18 protein-coding genes are annotated in these 18471 nt (G+C 55.4%); 9 read left to right on the top strand and 9 right to left on the bottom strand.

Going from position 1 to position 18471, the window contains the following annotated elements; all coding sequences use genetic code 11:
- Positions 1–5: 5 nt before the first annotated feature.
- From xylH to xylF, 3 genes are read right to left on the bottom strand one after another with little or no spacing between them, the layout of a single operon-like run.
- Positions 6–1187, bottom strand: a complete 1182-nt coding sequence (gene xylH, locus WLO31_RS00505) for a xylose ABC transporter permease XylH (protein ID WP_435928535.1) — start codon at positions 1185–1187, stop codon at positions 6–8.
- Entirely contained in the window at positions 1165–2706 is a 1542-nt protein-coding gene (locus tag WLO31_RS00500) for a xylose ABC transporter ATP-binding protein (protein ID WP_435928534.1), read from the bottom strand. The genes xylH and WLO31_RS00500 overlap by 23 nt, the downstream gene beginning before the upstream one ends.
- Positions 2707–2764: 58 nt before the next feature.
- Positions 2765–3757, bottom strand: coding sequence for a D-xylose ABC transporter substrate-binding protein (xylF, locus tag WLO31_RS00495; protein WP_435928533.1), 993 nt, complete (start codon positions 3755–3757; stop codon positions 2765–2767).
- A gap of 372 nt (positions 3758–4129) precedes the next feature.
- On the opposite strand from xylF, the gene xylA reads away from it, so the two are divergent.
- The 4 genes from xylA to WLO31_RS00475 all read left to right on the top strand — a co-directional run bounded on the left by xylA (position 4130) and on the right by WLO31_RS00475 (position 8622).
- Entirely contained in the window at positions 4130–5452 is a 1323-nt protein-coding gene (gene xylA / locus WLO31_RS00490; RefSeq protein ID WP_435928532.1) for a xylose isomerase, read from the top strand.
- Between the two features lie 71 nt (positions 5453–5523).
- Complete coding sequence (gene xylB / locus WLO31_RS00485) at positions 5524–6978, top strand: xylulokinase (RefSeq protein ID WP_435928531.1); 1455 nt, start codon at positions 5524–5526, stop codon at positions 6976–6978.
- Between the two features lie 187 nt (positions 6979–7165).
- Positions 7166–7708, top strand: a complete 543-nt coding sequence (locus WLO31_RS00480; protein ID WP_435928530.1) for an isochorismatase family protein — start codon at positions 7166–7168, stop codon at positions 7706–7708.
- The gene (locus WLO31_RS00475) at positions 7705–8622 is read left to right on the top strand and encodes a GlxA family transcriptional regulator (RefSeq protein WP_435928529.1); all 918 of its coding nucleotides are present in this window, start codon (positions 7705–7707) and stop codon (positions 8620–8622) included. The genes WLO31_RS00480 and WLO31_RS00475 overlap by 4 nt, the downstream gene beginning before the upstream one ends.
- On the opposite strand, the gene WLO31_RS00470 is transcribed toward WLO31_RS00475, so the two are convergent.
- Positions 8619–9614, bottom strand: a complete 996-nt coding sequence (locus WLO31_RS00470) for an acyltransferase (RefSeq protein WP_435928528.1) — start codon at positions 9612–9614, stop codon at positions 8619–8621. The two genes, WLO31_RS00475 and WLO31_RS00470, sit on opposite strands and share 4 nt — an antisense overlap.
- Positions 9615–9730: 116 nt before the next feature.
- Here WLO31_RS00470 and WLO31_RS00465 point away from each other — a divergent pair, with 116 nt between their 5' ends.
- The 3 genes from WLO31_RS00465 to glyS all read left to right on the top strand — a co-directional run bounded on the left by WLO31_RS00465 (position 9731) and on the right by glyS (position 13152).
- Positions 9731–10042: a YsaB family lipoprotein gene (locus WLO31_RS00465; RefSeq protein ID WP_435930693.1), complete on the top strand. Its 312-nt coding sequence runs from the start codon at positions 9731–9733 to the stop codon at positions 10040–10042.
- 118 nt (positions 10043–10160) lie between these two features.
- Complete coding sequence (gene glyQ / locus WLO31_RS00460; protein ID WP_271124007.1) at positions 10161–11072, top strand: glycine--tRNA ligase subunit alpha; 912 nt, start codon at positions 10161–10163, stop codon at positions 11070–11072.
- A 10-nt stretch (positions 11073–11082) separates the two neighbouring features.
- Positions 11083–13152 carry a glycine--tRNA ligase subunit beta gene (gene glyS / locus WLO31_RS00455; protein ID WP_435928527.1) on the top strand — a complete coding sequence of 690 codons (2070 nt, stop codon included), beginning with the start codon at positions 11083–11085 and terminating at the stop codon, positions 13150–13152.
- Positions 13153–13207: 55 nt separating this feature from the next.
- Here the strand turns inward: glyS and uspF are convergent, their stop codons facing one another.
- On the bottom strand, positions 13208–13642 hold the full coding sequence (gene uspF, locus WLO31_RS00450) for a universal stress protein UspF (protein WP_435928526.1): 435 nt from the start codon (positions 13640–13642) through the stop codon (positions 13208–13210).
- 201 nt (positions 13643–13843) lie between these two features.
- The gene (locus WLO31_RS00445) at positions 13844–14134 is read right to left on the bottom strand and encodes an HTH-type transcriptional regulator (RefSeq protein ID WP_435928525.1); all 291 of its coding nucleotides are present in this window, start codon (positions 14132–14134) and stop codon (positions 13844–13846) included.
- A gap of 408 nt (positions 14135–14542) precedes the next feature.
- On the opposite strand from WLO31_RS00445, the gene WLO31_RS00440 reads away from it, so the two are divergent.
- Entirely contained in the window at positions 14543–15253 is a 711-nt protein-coding gene (locus WLO31_RS00440; RefSeq protein WP_435928524.1) for a DUF3053 domain-containing protein, read from the top strand.
- Positions 15254–15502: 249 nt separating this feature from the next.
- Positions 15503–15715, top strand: coding sequence for a transcription antiterminator/RNA stability regulator CspE (gene cspE / locus WLO31_RS00435; protein ID WP_121264842.1), 213 nt, complete (start codon positions 15503–15505; stop codon positions 15713–15715).
- A 75-nt stretch (positions 15716–15790) separates the two neighbouring features.
- Here cspE and yiiM read toward each other — a convergent pair whose 3' ends face one another.
- From yiiM to rhaR, 3 genes are all read right to left on the bottom strand, one after another.
- A complete protein-coding gene (yiiM, locus tag WLO31_RS00430; RefSeq protein WP_435928523.1) occupies positions 15791–16465 on the bottom strand; it encodes a 6-hydroxyaminopurine reductase in 675 nt (224 codons plus the stop codon).
- A gap of 238 nt (positions 16466–16703) precedes the next feature.
- Positions 16704–17324, bottom strand: coding sequence for a superoxide dismutase [Mn] (gene sodA / locus WLO31_RS00425; protein WP_435928522.1), 621 nt, complete (start codon positions 17322–17324; stop codon positions 16704–16706).
- Positions 17325–17541: 217 nt separating this feature from the next.
- A complete protein-coding gene (rhaR, locus tag WLO31_RS00420) occupies positions 17542–18390 on the bottom strand; it encodes an HTH-type transcriptional activator RhaR (RefSeq protein WP_435930692.1) in 849 nt (282 codons plus the stop codon).
- Positions 18391–18471: the final 81 nt, after the last annotated feature.

Genomic DNA, 18471 nt, shown 5'->3' with positions numbered 1-18471 from the left:
CATTCTTACGCCCGGCGTTTTGTTGCCGAGTCCATCCATACCGCTAACAGCAAAATGGCCCCTTTAACGATGTACTGCCAGAACGTCGGCACGTCCATCATGCTCATGCCGTTATCGAGCGAAGCCATAATAAAGGCGCCCATCACCGCTCCAGCCACGCTGCCGATGCCGCCCGCAAGGCTGGTGCCGCCAATAACGCACGCGGCGATGGCGTCCAGCTCGGCAATATTCCCGGCGGAAGGAGAACCGGCTCCCAGGCGCGAACTAAGAATCAACCCGGCAATGGCGACCATCAGTCCGTTAATGGCAAATACGGCAAGTTTGGTGCGCTCCACGTTAATACCAGAAAGGCGCGCCGCTTCGATATTGCCGCCAATAGCATAAATGCGTCGACCAAACGCGGTGCGGGTCGCCATAAACATCCCGGCGAGCAACAGCAGCGTCAGGATCAGCACCGGCGTAGGGACGCCGCGGTAATCATTCAGCAGCCAGATTGCTCCCAGCACGATGATAGCGGTTATCCCTTGCCGCCCGACAACGCCCGTTGAAGCAGGCGTTGCCAGGCCAAGCGCCTGCCGACGCACGCGCAGCCGCCATTGCCAGGCCACAAACGCCATCAGCCCTAGCGCGCCGACGCCAAAACCGATGCCATCCGGCAGATAGCTTTGGCCAATTTGCGACATGGCCGCGCTTGTGGGTGAAACCGTTGTGCCATTGGTGATACCGATCAGCACGCCGCGAAACGCGAGCATGCCCGCAAGCGTCACGATAAACGACGGCACTTTGCGATAGGCTACCCACCAGCCGTTCCAGGCGCCAAGCACCAGGCCGAGCGCGAGCGTAACGACAATGGTCAGCGGCAGCGGCCAGCCCAGCCAGACATCGAAAATCGCCGCCACGCCGCCCAGCAGCCCCATCATGGAGCCGACGGAGAGGTCAATTTCCGCAGAGATAATCACAAACACCATGCCCACCGCCAGGATCCCGGTGATGGCCGTCTGGCGCAGCAGGTTGGAAACGTTTCGCGCGCTCATATATGCGCCGTCCGTCATCCAGGTAAAAAACAATACGATCGCTACAATAGCGGCAATCATGACAAAAACCTGCAGATTCAGCGCCTTCAGGCTCCAGACGGGAGAGGCAAGCGGCGGGGCAAGTTTTATTTCAGACGGGTTGCTTTTCGACATGATGTTCACTCCTCAGTGCTGCTTCCATGACCTGCTCCTGCGTCAGGTTGTGGTTAATCAGGTTGGCTTTGATACGCCCCTCGTGCATCACCAGTATCCGGTCGCTCAGACCCAGCACTTCAGACAGTTCAGAGGAGATAACCATCACGGCAATCCCTTGTTGTACCAGTTGATTAATAAGCTTGTAGATTTCGTATTTGGCGCCGATATCAATGCCGCGCGTCGGCTCATCAAGAATGAGGATGCGCGGATTAAGCAGCAGGCAGCGGGCGAGAATCGCCTTTTGCTGGTTGCCTCCGCTCAGACGGCCAATCGCCAGCCCCGGCGACGACGTTTTGACCTTCAGCCGCTGAATAGACCGTAAAATACAGTGCTGCTCCGCGGCATCGTCCAGGCTGGTTAACGCCCCGGAGAACTGACCGAGCGACGCCAGCGTGATGTTCTGCCCCACCGCCATCACCGGCACGATACCGTCTCTTTTACGATCTTCCGGCACCATGGCGATACCCTGGGCGATAGCCTGCTGGCAGCTGGTAATTTTTACCGGTTTGTTGTCGATAAAAATCTCACCTTCCGATTTGCCGGGCCAGACGCCGAACAGACACTGCACGGCTTCGGTACGACCGGCGCCCACCAGCCCGGCGATGCCGAGAATTTCCCCTTTGCGCAGGGAAAACGAAATATCGTTGACGCGTTTAATATGCCGGTTAACCGGATGCCAGGCGGTGAGATGCTCGACGCGCAGGATCTCCTCGCCCGTCTGATGCGGCTCACTCGGATAGAGCGCCGTAAGCTCGCGGCCCACCATCATGGTGATGATGTCATCTTCGCTCATCTGTTCGGCATCGCGCGTGCCGACGGGCTGTCCGTCGCGGATAACGCAGATGGAATCGGAGATGGCTTTTACTTCATTAAGCTTGTGAGAGATATAGATGCAGGCGATGCCGTGATCCTGCAGATCGCGAATGATCCCCAGCAGCACCGCCGTCTCTTGCTCGGTGAGAGAGGCCGTTGGCTCATCCAGAACCAGCAGCCGCACCTGTTTGTTCAGCGCTTTTGCTATCTCAACCAGCTGCTGTTGCCCAAGCCCCAGATCGCCCACCCGCGTATCCGGCGAGATATTCAGGCTCACCTGCGCCAGCAGTTTCTGGCAGCGAATCGTCATGCTGTCGTAGTCCAGCACGCCGCGGCGCGATATCTCAGCACCGAGGAAAATATTCTCCAGAATGGTGAGGTGCTTCACCAGCGCCAGCTCCTGGTGAATAATAGCGATGCCTTTACGTTCGGTGTCGCGAATGTGGCCTGCCTGCAGTTTTTCACCCGCAAACCAGATTTCACCCTCATAGCTGCCCCAGGGATAGATGCCGCACAGCACTTTCATCAGCGTCGATTTTCCGGAGCCGTTTTCGCCACATAGCGACATGACCTCCCCGGCGTTGACCGACAGGCTGACGTTGTCCACCGCTTTCACCGCGCCAAAAGACTTGGTGATGTTTTTCATTTCCAGCAAGTAAGGCATAACCCCTCCCCCGTCTGGTCTAAGGTTGCCGCCCGCAGCAGGCTACGGGCGATATGGGTCAGAGTTCGCTCTTTTTGTGGAAGCCGTCAGCCACTACGGTGCTGTCGATATTGGTTTTATCCACTCCGATTGGCGTAAGCAGGCGGGATGGAACCTCTTTCAGGCCGTTATTAAGCGAGGCATCGGAGGCTGGCTGTTTGCCTTCGCCTAATTCCACCGCGATTTCAGCGGCGGTATTCGCCAGTTTGGTGATCGGCTTGTAGACCGTCATGGTTTGCGTACCGGCCATGATGCGTTTCACGCCCGCAAGATCCGCATCCTGGCCGGAGATGGCCACTTTTCCTGCCAGCCCCTGCGCGCTTAACGCCTGGATTGCGCCGCCCGCGGTGGCGTCGTTGGAAGCAACGACCGCATCAATTTTGTTATTGTTCGCCGTCAGGGCATTTTCCATAATTTTCAGCGCGTTTTCCGGCAGCCAGCCGTCCGCCCACTGATCGCCCACCACTTTTATTTTTCCGCTATCGATATAGGGTTTTAAAACTTTCATCTGCCCGGCACGGAATAATTTTGCATTATTATCAACGGGCGAACCGCCCATTAAGAAATAATTTCCCGCGGGGACCTTATCGACGATGCTCTGCGCCTGTAATTCGCCGACTTTTTCATTATCAAAAGAGATATAAAAATCAATATCTGCGTTATTAATCATACGGTCATAGGCTAATACTTTAATGCCTTCGCGTTTCGCCTCAGCGACCACGTTACTTAATACCTGACCGTTGTAAGGAATAATAACCAGCACATCCACGCCGCGGTTAATCATGTTTTCGATTTGCGACATCTGCGTTTCTTCATTGCCGTTGGCGGACTGGACAAATACCTTCGCGCCAAGCGATTCGGCTTTCTTAACAAAAATATCGCGGTCTTTCTGCCAGCGCTCAAGGCGCAGGTCGTCGATGGCCATACCGATTTTTACTTCTTTAGCGATGCCGCTCACGCTGGTGAGGACGAGCGAGGCACAAACTGTCAGTAAAAGGTTCTTAATCTTCATATTATTGTTACCTGTAGGGTGGCGATTATTCGGATTAAAGAATGGATTACATTTGCAGACCGGGGAATTGTTAACGCAGTTTGCTGAGGCGGCAATTACAGATTTTTATCTTCTCGTTATGATTTTTGGTTTAATTGTCAATTTATGACGGAGATCTGCTTTTAAATTAGTCCGCTTATTAATTTGCCTAATTTATGGAATAGACCGCGAATGTTTCTCTTGTATATTTTTCAGCAATTTTTGCGAGGCGGCGCACGTTTGAGTATTCTCTGAAGCGCAGTGTGAAATAACGTAATTGAGCATCCGTCCGGGAAAATCCAGGATAAGAACATATTCGCCTGGCCGCTCGTTTTCCTGATTACGGAGTCCATTATGCAAGCTTATTTCGACCAGTTAGATCGCGTACGTTTCGAAGGCCCTGAAACTGCCAATCCCCTCGCGTTCCGCCACTACAATCCAGATGAACTGGTGCTTGGCAAACGTATGGAGGAGCATCTGCGCTTCGCCGCCTGTTACTGGCACACCTTCTGCTGGACCGGCGCGGATATGTTCGGCACCGGCGCCTTTGAGCGGCCGTGGCAGCAGGCGGGAGACGCTCTTGCGCTGGCAAAACGTAAAGCCGATGTCGCCTTTGAATTTTTCCATAAGCTGAACGTGCCTTACTACTGCTTCCACGATGTGGATGTCTCCCCGGAAGGCGCCTCGCTTAAAGAATACAAAAATAATTTTGCGCAAATGACCGAACTGCTGGCGCAAAAACAGCAGGAAACCGGCGTGAAGCTTCTGTGGGGCACGGCGAACTGCTTTACCCACCCTCGCTACGGCGCGGGCGCCGCCACCAACCCGGATCCGGAAGTGTTCTCCTGGGCGGCCTCGCAGGTTGTTTCAGCGATGGATGCCACCCACCAACTGGGCGGTGAAAACTATGTGCTGTGGGGCGGGCGCGAGGGTTATGAATCCCTGCTAAACACCGATCTGCGCCAGGAGCGCGAGCAGATTGGCCGCTTTATGCACATGGTGGTGGAGCATAAACACAAAATTGGCTTCCGCGGCACGCTGCTGATCGAGCCAAAACCACAGGAGCCAACCAAGCATCAGTACGACTACGACGTGGCGACGGTATACGGCTTCCTGAAACAGTTTGGCCTGGAAAAAGAGATCAAAGTGAATATCGAAGCGAACCACGCCACGCTTGCCGGCCATTCGTTCCATCACGAAATCGCCAGCGCCATTGCGCTGGGCATCTTCGGTTCGGTGGACGCGAACCGCGGCGATCCGCAGCTGGGCTGGGATACCGATCAGTTCCCGAACAGCGTGGAAGAAAACGCGCTGGTGATGTACGAAATCCTCAAGGCGGGCGGCTTCTCCACCGGCGGGCTAAACTTTGACGCCAAAGTCCGTCGTCAGAGCACCGATAAATATGACCTGTTCTACGGCCACATCGGCGCGATGGACGTCATGGCGCTGTCGCTGAAGATCGCCGCACGCATGATTGAAGACGGCGAGCTGGATAAGCGCGTGGCGAAACGCTACGCCGGCTGGAATGGTGAACTGGGCCAGCAAATTCTGAAAGGGCAGATGTCCCTTGCTCAGATTGCGCAGTACGCTGAACAACACAATCTGGCGCCGCAGCATCAGAGTGGCCATCAGGAGCTGCTGGAAAACCTGGTGAACCACTACCTGTTCGACAGATAAGCGCGTTGTTCCACCATCATCATCTTCCCTGCGCCACGTTCTTCGTGGCGCAGCTATAAGGAGTGGTCATTATGTACATCGGAATCGATCTCGGGACGTCGGGTGTAAAAGCGATTTTGCTCGGGGAAGAGGGTGAAGTGCTGGCGACACGCACCGAACCGCTGAGCGTCTCTCGCCCTCATCCGCTGTGGTCGGAACAGGATCCAGAGCACTGGTGGCAGGCAACGGACCGGGCGATGAAGGCGCTGGGTGAACAACATTCTCTCACCGGCGTTAAGGCGCTGGGAATTGCCGGGCAAATGCACGGCGCAACGCTCTTAGACAGCAAGCAGCGCGTGCTCCGTCCGGCTATTTTATGGAACGACGGCCGCAGCGGCGAAGAGTGCGCCCTGCTGGAAGCCAACGTTGAAAATTCCCGCGATATTACCGGCAACCTGATGATGCCGGGCTTTACCGCGCCAAAACTGCTGTGGGTAGAACGCCACGAGCCGGATATTTTTACCCAGATCAATAAGGTGCTGCTGCCGAAAGATTATCTGCGCCTGCGCATGACGGGCGAATTCGCAAGCGATATGTCCGATGCGGCAGGCACGATGTGGCTCGATGTCGCCAAACGCGACTGGAGCGATTCGATGCTCGACGCCTGCCGCCTTAGCCGCCGGCATATGCCTGAACTGTTTGAAGGCAGTGAAATTACCGGCGCGCTGAAAGCCGATGTCGCGCAGGCATGGAAAATGCCTGCCGTTCCGGTAGTGGCGGGCGGCGGCGATAACGCCGCAGGCGCTATCGGCGTGGGAATGGTGGATGCCGGACAGGCCATGTTATCCCTTGGGACGTCAGGCGTTTATTTCGCCGTCAGCGACGGGTTCCGCAGCAGGCCGGAAAGCGCGGTACACAGCTTTTGCCACGCGCTGCCGAACCGCTGGCATTTAATGTCGGTGATGCTCAGCGCCGCCTCCTGCCTGGACTGGGCGGCAAAACTGACCGGATTAGGCTCCGTTCCGGCGCTGCTGACCGCGGCCGAACAAGCGAACCAGGAGGCGGGCGTGGTCTGGTTTCTGCCCTATCTTTCCGGCGAGCGCACGCCGCACAATAATCCGCAGGCGAAAGGCGTTTTCTTTGGCCTGACGCATCAGCATGGCCCGGCGGAACTGGCTCGCGCCGTGCTGGAAGGCGTGGGTTATGCGCTGGCGGACGGCATGGATGCGGTGCATGCGTGCGGCATCACACCAGAAAGCGTCACCCTTATCGGCGGCGGCGCGCGTAGCTCTTACTGGCGCCAGATGCTGGCGGATATCAGCGGGCAAACGCTGGATTACCGCACCGGCGGCGATGTCGGCCCGGCGCTGGGCGCGGCGCGGCTGGCGCAAATTGCCATCTCCCCCGGGCAGTCGCTGCAATCGCTGCTTCCACAGCTTAAGCTGGAGCAGCAGCACCGGCCGGATATGGCGCGTCACCAGCGTTATGCCGGGCGCCGGCAGACGTTTAACCAGATTTATCAGCAGCTTTTGCCGCTGATGTCGTAGATATTTCTTGTGGCGGTGGAGGGCGCCTGCGCTTATCCACCCAACAGGATGCCGCCCGGCGCAGCGCCGTTTGACCGCAGGTTTTATAACAGGTCCCGATTCGCCCTCATCCTGTCCGTTTCTGGTATCCGCAACCCGTCAAACCCTTGTCACAATGGTTTCACACCCACCGACGAGGAGTCCGAAAATGTCACGTTCAGCGCTCATTAATATCGACACGCAGCAATCCTTTTTCCATCGCGATTACTGGAACGAAGAAGAAGTCCCGGCGTTTCAGCAGGCGATCACCCGGCTGGTTTCCGGCTGCCAGGATTTGAACGTTCCCGTCGTGGATATTTTTCACGAGGACGGCGACGGCCCGTTTGCGCGAGCTTCTGGCTTTGTGAAGCCGATGCCCTTTCTGACCCACAAGGCAGAGGCCACCTTTGAGAAACATGTCCATAACGCCTTTACCGACACAGGCCTGGACCACTGGCTGCGCACGCGTGATATTAACCACCTGATTATCTGCGGAATTCGCACCGAACAATGTTGCGAAACCACCGCGCGCGTGGCGTCGGATTTGGGCTATCGCGTTTCTTTTGTCAGCGAGGCCATGCTCACCTTCCCGATGCAGTGGAAAGGCGTTACGCTGGATGCCGCAGCCCTGCGCCACCGCACAGAAACGGTGCTGGCGGGGCGTTTTGCGGATATTCAAACCGTCGCTGAGTGCCTGGAGTCGTTATCGTGAGTATTGGGGTCTGGTTCGTTGTTTTGCCCGGTGTGCTGTCGCTCGATCTGACGGGGCCTGCGGAAACGCTGGCGCTCGCCGGGGAGGCGTTTCACCTGCGTTTCATCGGCCCGGACCCACAGGTTACCACCTCAATCGGGCTCAGTTTTGGCGACATTGAACCGCTGCCGGAGCGCTTTCCAACCGGCAGCCTTCTGGTGCTGCCGGGCGTGTGCGATTCAAACCGTTACTTCGATACTCCGCAGGCCGAGGCGGTGCGCCGCTGGCTCACCCGGCTGCAGCCGCAGATCCACAGCCAGCAGCTCAATCTGGTATGCGTTTGTTCCGGCTCGCTGCTGGCCGCAAAAGCCGGATTGATGAACGGCGTGCAGTGCACCACGCATCACGATGTGCTGGCAAGGTTACGCGCCGCCGCGCCCACCGCGCAGGTAAAAGATAACCGTATTTTTGTCGAAGACCGGGGCATCTGGACGAGTGCCGGGATCACCTCAGGGATCGACCTGTCGCTGCATCTGATTAATCGCTACTGCGGGCCGAAGGCCGCGCTGGACGTGGCTCGCGAAATGGTCGTGTGGTTCCGCCGTTCGGGGGACGATCCGCAGCTTTCGCCCTGGCTACGCTATCGCAACCATCTTCATCCGGCCGTACATCGCGCTCAGGATTTGCTTTCGGCGGCTCCTGAATCCGACTGGAGCGTGCAGTCTATTGCCGATAAAGTGCACGTCAGCCTGCGCCATTTATCGCGGCTCTTTCAGCAGCATCTTGGGATATCGGTGCGGGATTATCTGGAACAGCTGCGGCTTGCGGTTGCCGAGCAGCGTTTATTGCAGGGCAGCCGCATGGAGCAGGCCGCCGTGGCGGCGGGTTTTTCCTCGCCACGTCAGCTCCACCGGGCGCGGGCGCGTAACGCCTAGCTCACAAGCTTACGGGTATCAATGCGCTGCAATCCCATCGACAGCAATAAGCTGCAGGCCAGCGTCGCGCCGAAAATCCACAGAATATCCAGCACGGCCGAGCTGGTTATCTGATAGCCATGCGTGCGCAGGAAATGAATTATCAGCGCGTGAAAACCATAAATTCCAAGCGAATGACGCGAGATAAACGCCAGCCCCGGCAGCGGCCTTGAGTTGAGACAGTTCTTCACCAGAACCAGCAGGCTGATAGCGGCGATAAACACCAGCGGCCCGCAGTAAACGTAGAAGGTGTCAGCAAAATTACCGTTTACTTCCAGTTGATTATGCGTGCCCAGAGAGATCGACATCACACAAAGCGCGAACAGCCCTCCCGCCAGCGCGCTGATCCATCCCTTTTCCGTTGCCAGCATGCCGATCGCCCTGCCTAACAGGCCATAGAGCACGTAATAGAACGTATCGCCACGAATGTAGAGATTAACCGGCAGCCATTTTACGTGCTCCAGCGTTTGCGGCACGGTATTGGGATTGGCGACGACACCCAGCAAAACCATCAGCCCGAGAATGGTCATCGCATTGACTTTTTTAACCTCAATCAGCGGTGAAAGCAGATAGATGACGATTATCGCGAAGAAAAACCACAGGTGATAAAAGACCGGCTTTTGCAGGATATAGCGCAGCGAAAGGCCGGTGCTTATCGGCGTGAAGAAGTGAATGTAGAAAAGCGCAATCACGCTGTAAAAGAGTAAGCACAGCCCAATACGCAGGAAATGGCGCTGTTGTGCGCTACGTTCGCCAAAAAACAGATAGCCGGAGATCATAAAAAATAACGGGACGCTGACGCGTGAGGCCGAATTCAGCACGTTCGACAAATCCCAACTAAATGGAGTGACCAGGCTCGCATTAGTAATGTACCAGGTTGTGGTATGGATCATCACCACCATCAGGCATGCGATGCCGCGCAGGTTATCAATCCAGTTAATTTTTTGCTGCATTCGTTCCCCTGTAAAAATCTTAAAATATCAACCAGCGGCTTTTGTGCGTTTGCAGAAAGCCTGCTGCTCGTAAATAGTGAATAACAACAATAATTTTAATGTACCGCTAACTCATGATGATGCCAGAAAAGAAAATTAGCTGCCGGGCGCTGGCCCTCAGCGCTTTACTGTTAAACGCCTGCAGCGCCGAACCGCATCCCCAGTTCGCGCAGCAGGCGCACCCACCGGTAGTGCAAAACGCCAAAATGGTGGAAACCTGTAAACAGGAAGCGGCGCATCGCTACAATACCCGCGCTCAGCGAATCAGCGTTATCGATCTTAAGCAGTATCAGGGTAGTTTTGAGATAAAAGGCGCTACCCCGCGTCAGGAAGGTTTTACCTGCTCCTTTGACGAAAGCGGACAATTTTTACACCTTTCGACGCTATAAAGCCGCAACCGTCGGCAAACAGCCTGTTAATGCGCACGGATTCGGGCTGTATATCTTGCGGTCAACGGGTATACTGGCCGCTTCACTTTAAACCCACTCGAACGCGTGCGAAATCAACATGCAAAAGTTTGACACCAGGACCTTTCAAGGCCTGATCCTGACGTTACAGGATTACTGGGCCCGCCAGGGCTGCACCATTGTTCAACCTCTGGACATGGAAGTCGGCGCCGGCACCTCTCACCCGATGACCTGCCTGCGGGCTTTAGGGCCGGAACCGATGGCCACCGCGTATGTGCAGCCGTCCCGCCGTCCAACCGATGGCCGCTACGGCGAGAACCCGAACCGCTTACAGCACTATTATCAGTTCCAGGTGGTGATTAAACCGTCGCCGGACAACATTCAGGAGCTGTATCTCGGGTCGCTTAAAGAGCTGGGTATGGACCCAACCATCCATGATATTCGCTTCGTAGAAGACAACTGGGAAAACCCGACGCTGGGCGCCTGGGGACTGGGTTGGGAAGTGTGGCTCAACGGCATGGAAGTGACGCAGTTCACCTACTTCCAGCAGGTCGGCGGCCTGGAATGTAAGCCTGTGACCGGGGAGATCACCTACGGTTTAGAGCGTCTGGCGATGTATATCCAGGGCGTGGACAGCGTTTACGACCTGGTCTGGAGCGACGGTCCGCTGGGTAAAACCACCTACGGCGACGTCTTCCATCAGAACGAAGTTGAGCAATCCACCTATAACTTCGAGCACGCCGATGTGGATTTCCTGTTCTCCTGCTTCGAGCAGTATGAGAAAGAGGCGCAGCACCTGCTGGCGCTGGAAAACCCGCTGCCGCTGCCGGCTTACGAACGCATTCTGAAAGCGGCGCACAGCTTTAACCTGCTGGATGCGCGCAAGGCCATCTCGGTGACCGAGCGTCAGCGCTATATTCTGCGTATTCGTACCCTGACCAAAGCCGTGGCCGAAGCCTATTACGCTTCCCGTGAAGCGCTTGGCTTCCCGATGTGCAATAAGAATAAATAAAGAGGCTGGCATGTCTGAAAAAACTTTTCTGGTGGAGATCGGCACTGAAGAGCTGCCACCAAAAGCCCTGCGCAGCCTGGCGGAATCCTTTGCTGCGAACGTAACGGCGGAGCTGGATGCGGCGAACGTCGCCCACGGCGAAGTGAAGTGGTTCGCGGCTCCGCGCCGTCTGGCCCTGAAAATCGCTAACCTTGCCGAGGCGCAGCCCGATCGCGAAGTTGAAAAACGCGGCCCGGCCATCTCCGCCGCGTTCGATGCCGAAGGCAAACCGAGCAAGGCCGCTGAAGGCTGGGCACGCGGCTGCGGCATCACCGTCGATCAAGCCGAACGTCTGACGACCGACAAAGGCGAATGGCTGATGTACCGCGCGCACGTGAAAGGCGAAAGCGTTCAGGCGCTGCTGCCGGCGACGATCGCAACGGCGCTGAGCAAACTGCCGATCCCAAAACTGATGCGCTGGGGCGCCAACGACACCCATTTCGTGCGTCCTGTTCATACTGTTACCCTGCTGCTGGGCGACGAAGTCATTCCGGCCACTATTCTGGGCATTCAGTCCGACCGCGTGATCCGCGGCCATCGCTTTATGGGCGAACCGGAATTCACCATCGATAACGCCGACCAGTATCCGCAGATCCTGCTGGAGCGCGGCAAAGTTATCGCCGACTACGAACAGCGTAAAGCCGTCATCAAACAGGGCGCGGAAGAAGCGGCGCGCAAAATCGGCGGCAATGCCGACCTGAGCGAAAGCCTGCTTGAAGAAGTGACCTCTCTGGTTGAATGGCCGGTGGTGCTGACGGCAAAATTCGAAGAGAAATTCCTCGCGGTTCCTGCGGAAGCGCTGGTTCACACCATGAAGGGCGACCAGAAATACTTCCCGGTTTACGCGAACGACGGCAAATTGCTGCCAAACTTCATCTTCGTGGCGAATATCGAATCAAAAGATCCGCAGCAGATTATCTCCGGTAACGAAAAAGTCGTGCGTCCGCGTCTGGCAGATGCGGAATTCTTCTTCAATACCGACCGCAAAAAGCGTCTTGAAGATAACCTGCCGCGCCTGGAAACCGTATTGTTCCAGAAAGAGCTCGGCACGCTGCGCGATAAAACCAACCGCATCGAAGCGCTTTCCGGCTGGATTGCTGGGCAAATTGGCGCCGACGTGAATCACGCGACCCGCGCGGGCCTGCTGTCCAAATGCGACCTGATGACCAACATGGTGTTCGAATTCACCGACACCCAGGGCGTGATGGGCATGCACTATGCGCGTCACGACGGCGAAGCCGAAGACGTGGCGGTTGCGCTGAACGAACAGTATCAGCCGCGCTTCGCGGGCGATGAGCTGCCGTCTAACCTCGTGGCCTGCGCCGTAGCGATTGCCGATAAGATGGACACCCTCGCGGGCATCTTCGGCATCGGCCAGCATCCAAAAGGCGATAAAGACCCGTTCGCTCTGCGTCGTGCCGCCCTTGGCGTGCTGCGCATCATCGTTGAGAAAAACCTGCCGCTGGATCTGCAAACCCTGACCGAAGAGGCCGTGCGCCTTTACGGCAGCAAGCTGACCAACCAGAAGGTTGTGGATGACGTGATCGACTTTATGCTGGGCCGTTTCCGCGCCTGGTATCAGGAAGAAGGCCACAGCGTGGACACCATCCAGGCCGTGCTGGCGCGTCGTCCGACCAAGCCGGCAGATTTCGATGCGCGCATGAAGGCCGTCTCCCACTTCCGCACGCTGGAAGCGGCGGCGGCGCTTGCTGCGGCAAACAAACGCGTTTCCAACATTCTGGCGAAATCCGACGAGCAGCTAAACGATCGTGTGAATGCATCCGCCCTGAGAGAGCCTGAGGAAATCAATCTCGCCCTGCAGGTGGTTGTCCTGCGCGATAAGCTTGCGCCGTACTTCAGCGAAGGCCGCTATCAGGAAGCGCTGGAAGAGCTGGCTAACCTGCGTGAGCCGGTGGATGCCTTCTTCGATAAGGTGATGGTAAACGCGGAAGATAAAGAGCTGCGTATCAACCGCCTCACTATGCTGGAGAAGTTACGCGAGCTGTTCCTGCAGGTAGCGGATATTTCGCTGCTGCAGTAAGCCCGGCCAGTTCGTCAGCAACAAACCCCGCATGAATGCGGGGTTTTTTTATGCCTTAACGTACAACCAGTACCGAGCATTTTGCATGACGAACCACCGCCGCTGCGTTTGAACCAAGCAGATAGGTGGACATGCTCGGCCTGTGCGAAGCCAGGATAATCACGTCAGCCCCTATATCATCGGCCAGCTGGAGAATATGATCTTTTGGCGTACCGCTCAGCACGTGCTTTTCAATCCGACAGCCCGGCAGGCTGAATTTAGCGACGATGTCGCCCAGCGTTTCCATGGCGACCGTCTCCCGGCCCTTAAGTTCCGGCACGGCTGAAGAGTAACCCAGACCGTAAGAGACAAAATAGGTATAGTCGGGGATGACCGCGAGGAAGTGGATCGTCGCATCCGCCTGCCTGGCGTACGCTTCGACATGAGGGATAACCTGCTGCGTCAGTTCCATTTCCGAAATATCGACAGGAACCAGGATGTTCTTAGCCATACAGCCTCCTTCTACTTGCCTGTTATAACCTTCTTTTAATTATGGTTAATGCTGGCAGGTTTAGTAGCGACACAGGTCAGGTTTCGGGACATTGCGGATTCGTTTTCCGGCAGGTAACTATTAGCCAGCCTCCAGAAACAACAAACCCCGCGTCATGGAGCGGGGTTTTGGTTAAGGCAGGCAAGGGCACAAAGTACAACATTATTCCATCAGCTGTTTACTGAGCATAGGATTCGCCTGGATCAGGCGCATCAGCTTCAGTTCGGTACTGGAGGGTCTGATTCGTTTTGATTCCCACTCCTGCACCATTGAGACACTGACACCCATCGCGCGAGCAAAATCATCAATTTTTAGTCCTGTACTCTTACGGAGTTGCTCGAATTCAGAAAACGCGCTGGGTTTTTGTTTCAGAGTTACCGTCTGTGGTTCGCTTTTAAAAACTATCTGCTCAAGACTGCTAAGCAGTTCAATCATTGGATCTTTATATTGCATTGAGGACTCCTCATAAATCACACATTGACCTCGTGAAGGTTAAGAAGCCTCTTAAGCGTAGTCTGAAAAAAGCGTGCTGATGATTCCCCGGGTAACTATTTTTATAAACCGCGTTTTTTATGCGTTTCAGATGGGAATTTAAGCGTCGTAATGGATTGAAAATCACCGCATAAAGGGAGCTAAGCATAAATTTGAAAATGGTTATGCATTTCTTGCGCCAGCGGTGGGCTTGCCCCAGCGCTGGTTAAGGTCACCTCAGCCGACTTTTCGCATCGTTTTAACCCGCCGCAAATAAACCGGCCCATTATTGTGAAAGGGTATCTTGCGCGGACGGCCTGGACTATCATTAGCTACATTATCGCGTACGCGTATGCGCATTTGTATTGTCTGGTGAAAGGAGTAGAAAAGATGGCGACAGGTAAGTCCTGCTCTCGCTGGTTTGCGCCGCTTGCGGCGTTATTGATGGTGGTGAGTCTGAGCGGTTGCTTTGATAAAGAAGGCGATCAACGTAAGGCGTTTATCGATTTCCTGCAAAATACGGCCATGCGTAGCGGCGAACATCTGCCCGCGCTGACTGCCGATCAGAAGAAACAGTTCGGTCCGCTGGTGTCTGACTATGCCGTGCTCTACGGCTTTTCCCAGCAGGTAAGCCAGGCGATGGACGACGGCATGAAGCCGGTGGTCGACAGCGTAAACAGCATTCGTGTTCCACAGGATTATATGAATCAGCGTGACGCGCTGCGTCAGGCGAACGGTTCTCTGAACGTGCTGGGCCAGCAGGTGCAGAACGCCAAAATGCAGGCGGACAGCGCTCGCTCCACGCTGAAACAGCCGGACGACCTGAAGGCCGTTTACGATCGGGTCTATCAGAAAGTGGTGACCGCGCCGGCAGATGCTATGGCTCCGCTGATCCCTGCCGCACAGACCTTTACCCAACAGCTGGTTCAGGTGGGTGATTTTATCCAGCAGCAGGGCACGCAGGTCGGCTTTACCGCAGGCGGCATCCAGTTCCCGACCTCCCAGCAGGCCAGCCAGTACAACGCGCTTATTGGCCCGCTGGCGTCGCAACATCAGGCATTTATGCAGGCTTATTCAAGCGCGCAAAGCGCAATGCAATGATGCGCTACCCCGCCGCAGGGCGGGGAGTTACCGCTGTAGCCCTTTAGACGGCTGAAATAGTTCTTGTCATCACCTGGTTAAATATGCGTTAATGCTTCTATCGGTTTGACGCACAGACCTTTCAAGCAAAGCAGTCCTCCAGAAGTTATCGTAGATACCTTTCAAAGTGAGTTTCTCCTTTATCGCTTCAAAAATCTGTAAAGCATACCAATGCGCCGCAAGGCAAACTCTATATAAAAGGTAATATCAATGTCTGCTAAAATGACTGGTCTGGTTAAGTGGTTCAACTCTGACAAAGGCTTCGGCTTCATCACTCCTGACGATGGCTCTAAAGATGTGTTCGTACACTTCTCTGCTATCCAGAACGATGGCTACAAGTCCCTGGACGAAGGCCAGAAAGTGTCTTTCACCATCGAAAGTGGTGCTAAAGGCCCAGCAGCTGGTAACGTAACCAGCCTGTAAGCATTAGCTTATAAAGCAAAAATTCTAAAACCCGCCTTCGGCGGGTTTTTTCGTTTCCGGGATTTGATCACTCCATTACTTTCCAAACAAGCGCCGCGAATTGTTCTCCATCTTTCCTGAAAGACGGCGTTTTTGCATGGTTCGCGTCCAGCTAACCGAAAGCCCGGCCGCCGACAGCAGGCGATGGTATTGCTCATCATCAAACGGCATGTGCCAGGCGATGGCTATCGCTTCTGCGACGCTCACCTCGCTCACGCGGGAAACCAGCTCCAGCGGTGATTCTGTAGAAACCTTTCCCGCCAGAACGACCCTGTACAGCCAGCCGCAGTAGCCCGATTTTTGCATCAGGGACGCCATGTCGCTGATACCGAAATGGTAGTTGAGCTTAAAACAAGGCGAACGCGGCTGCGTGACCTGAATCAGCGCCTCGCCCCAGCGGAAGATATCGCCGATGCAGACGTTTTTTTCCGTCAGGCCAGTAGTTGAAAGGTTTTCACCAAAAGCCGGGGCGGCAAACTGCTCTGCCTGTTCAGGAAACTCCCGCGCCCAGTGGAGATAATGCTCGCGGGGATAATGGCACAACGCACGGTCCGGTCCGCCATGGATAACTTTTTCAGCCTGCTGGTCGCCCTCCAGCCCATGTTCGTTCAGCCTCAGCTCGCCATCCACCAGATATTTGCCGATAGCGCTTGGCCGGCTGCCTTCATACGGACGAATTTTGCCGATATAAACCTGTAGCGGATAGTGCATCTGCTCCTCCCTGTGGTGCAACAGACATAAAAAAAGCGAGCCATCAGGCTCGCTTCAGAGTGATGACAAACCTCATCCGTTTGCAGGACGAGCCTATATCACCAGGTAAAAAACAAGGAAAATCAATTTATTGATTTTCGCCTGCTCACTACAAAGAAGGAAAAATCACGCTTTTTCCTTCTTTGTCAGCCAACTAAAGCGAGCCATCAGGCTCGCTTCTCATCAGCTGCAATGCAACTTATTTTTTAGCAGCAAAACGCGCGGCCGCTTCGTCCCAGTTCACAACTTCCCAGAACGCTTTGATGTAATCAGGGCGTTTGTTCTGATATTTCAGATAGTAAGCGTGCTCCCAAACGTCCAGACCGATAATCGGGAAGCCGGAAGCGCCGGAGATCGCTTCACCCATCAGCGGGCTATCCTGGTTTGCGGTAGAAACCACGGCCAGCTTGTCGCCTTTAAGCACCAGCCACGCCCAGCCGGAGCCGAAACGAGTTGCAGCCGCTTTTTCAAATTCTTCTTTGAATTTGTCAACGCTGCCGAAATCGCGCTCGATGGCGGCTTTCAGCTCACCCTGCAGGGTGGTGCCGGTTTTCAGGCCTTTCCAGAAGAAGCTGTGGTTAGCGTGGCCGCCCGCGTTGTTACGCAGCACGGTTTTCTTGTCCGCTGGCAGCTGATCCAGTTTGGCGATCAGCTCTTCAACCGGCAGGCTTGCAAACTCTGGCAGAGATTCCAGCGCCGCGTTAGCGTTGTTGACGTAGGTCTGGTGGTGTTTGGTGTGATGGATTTCCATCGTTTGCTTGTCGAAGTGTGGTTCCAGGGCGTCGTAAGCGTAAGGCAGGGATGGCAGTGTATAACTCATAGTCTTCATCTCCATTATTGTCGGGCGGCGCGAAAGCCGTTAACGCCGCGTAATCAGTTGGTTCATTATAGTTAATTAAATGATATTGAAAATGTTTATCAATGCCGTAGTCTTTATAAGGTTATAACTTTTTGGCATGTAGAGGAAAAAACCAGGCCTGTCAGGGCGATAAAGCGTGGGTTGCCTTACAGCGGGCGTGGTGAATATGGCAAATCGATCAATCTCCTACGGTATAGCGCTGGCGCCACATGCGTGGCGTCAAACCTGTCTCCTTCGTAAAAACCACAGAGAAATAGTTACTGTCCTCAAAGCCGCAGCGGGTGGCGATATCCCCAATCAGCATCTCGCTGTGGCGCAGCAAATCCTGCGCCTGGCAGATGCGTAGCTGCCGCAGATACTGGCTAATCGACATCCCGGTTTGCTGGCGGAAAAGCTGCCGCAAATGGCGCTCCGCCACCTGATGCAGCCCGCAGAACTGCGGCAAATCAAAAGGCGCATCAAGGCTCTTACCCAGCGCTGCCAGCAGCAAATCGAGCGTTTCCCCGCCCTCCGGCCCTGCCGCATCCTGCGGCTGATAGCGATGGCGACGCAGCAAAATACAAAGCTGCAGGAACAGGCTTTCCGTCAGGCAAAGCGAGAGCGCGTCCTGCTTCGGGCTCTCATGCTCCAGTTGACCAATGATCTGCCGCGCCTGCGCCATACCGTAACTGCTAAGCCGCCAGCGCGGATCGTTGCCCGCGATCGATTGCCGGTGCAGCAAATCGTCCCAGTCAACGTTGAGCTTTAACCTTTCCGGACAGTAGATGATGTTATGCAGGACGAGATCGTTAACCGACTCATAGCGGTGGCGGTCTTCAGCGCGGATATAAAACAGATCGCCGCAGGTGATGCGGTAGGGCCGGTCGTTAAGCACGTGCAGCCCGTTGCCGCGCCAGACCAGCACCAGCTCGCAGAAATCATGGCTATGTTCAGCGAAGACGTTTTGCGGATAGCGGTCCGCCACCGCCACGGGCTGGGAGGCGGAGACAAAGAAATCTGTTTTTTTCAGCACTAAGCGACCGGCCACCGCAATACCTCTACGCTTATCCACCCTGCCATTCACCAACGCAGGCCGGGCAAGCCTGCGCTACCCGACAGAAAAATAGCT

Source organism: Dryocola sharpae, assembly GCF_051307055.1.
Classification (GTDB): domain Bacteria; phylum Pseudomonadota; class Gammaproteobacteria; order Enterobacterales; family Enterobacteriaceae; genus Dryocola.
The sequence above is the reverse complement of the archived record's forward strand: the minus strand, read 5'-3'. Positions and strand labels throughout refer to the sequence as shown.

What these genes read in the sequence shown, in the direction of transcription:
- xylH (WP_435928535.1), bottom strand. Translation starts at nt 1,187, where the DNA reads ATGTCGAAAAGCAACCCGTCTGAAATAAAACTTGCCCCGCCGCTTGCC.
- WLO31_RS00500 (WP_435928534.1), bottom strand. Translation starts at nt 2,706, where the DNA reads ATGCCTTACTTGCTGGAAATGAAAAACATCACCAAGTCTTTTGGCGCG.
- xylF (WP_435928533.1), bottom strand. Translation starts at nt 3,757, where the DNA reads ATGAAGATTAAGAACCTTTTACTGACAGTTTGTGCCTCGCTCGTCCTC.
- xylA (WP_435928532.1), top strand. Translation starts at nt 4,130, where the DNA reads ATGCAAGCTTATTTCGACCAGTTAGATCGCGTACGTTTCGAAGGCCCT.
- xylB (WP_435928531.1), top strand. Translation starts at nt 5,524, where the DNA reads ATGTACATCGGAATCGATCTCGGGACGTCGGGTGTAAAAGCGATTTTG.
- WLO31_RS00480 (WP_435928530.1), top strand. Translation starts at nt 7,166, where the DNA reads ATGTCACGTTCAGCGCTCATTAATATCGACACGCAGCAATCCTTTTTC.
- WLO31_RS00470 (WP_435928528.1), bottom strand. Translation starts at nt 9,614, where the DNA reads ATGCAGCAAAAAATTAACTGGATTGATAACCTGCGCGGCATCGCATGC.
- WLO31_RS00465 (WP_435930693.1), top strand. Translation starts at nt 9,731, where the DNA reads ATGATGCCAGAAAAGAAAATTAGCTGCCGGGCGCTGGCCCTCAGCGCT.
- glyQ (WP_271124007.1), top strand. Translation starts at nt 10,161, where the DNA reads ATGCAAAAGTTTGACACCAGGACCTTTCAAGGCCTGATCCTGACGTTA.
- glyS (WP_435928527.1), top strand. Translation starts at nt 11,083, where the DNA reads ATGTCTGAAAAAACTTTTCTGGTGGAGATCGGCACTGAAGAGCTGCCA.
- uspF (WP_435928526.1), bottom strand. Translation starts at nt 13,642, where the DNA reads ATGGCTAAGAACATCCTGGTTCCTGTCGATATTTCGGAAATGGAACTG.
- WLO31_RS00445 (WP_435928525.1), bottom strand. Translation starts at nt 14,134, where the DNA reads ATGCAATATAAAGATCCAATGATTGAACTGCTTAGCAGTCTTGAGCAG.
- WLO31_RS00440 (WP_435928524.1), top strand. Translation starts at nt 14,543, where the DNA reads ATGGCGACAGGTAAGTCCTGCTCTCGCTGGTTTGCGCCGCTTGCGGCG.
- cspE (WP_121264842.1), top strand. Translation starts at nt 15,503, where the DNA reads ATGTCTGCTAAAATGACTGGTCTGGTTAAGTGGTTCAACTCTGACAAA.
- yiiM (WP_435928523.1), bottom strand. Translation starts at nt 16,465, where the DNA reads ATGCACTATCCGCTACAGGTTTATATCGGCAAAATTCGTCCGTATGAA.
- sodA (WP_435928522.1), bottom strand. Translation starts at nt 17,324, where the DNA reads ATGAGTTATACACTGCCATCCCTGCCTTACGCTTACGACGCCCTGGAA.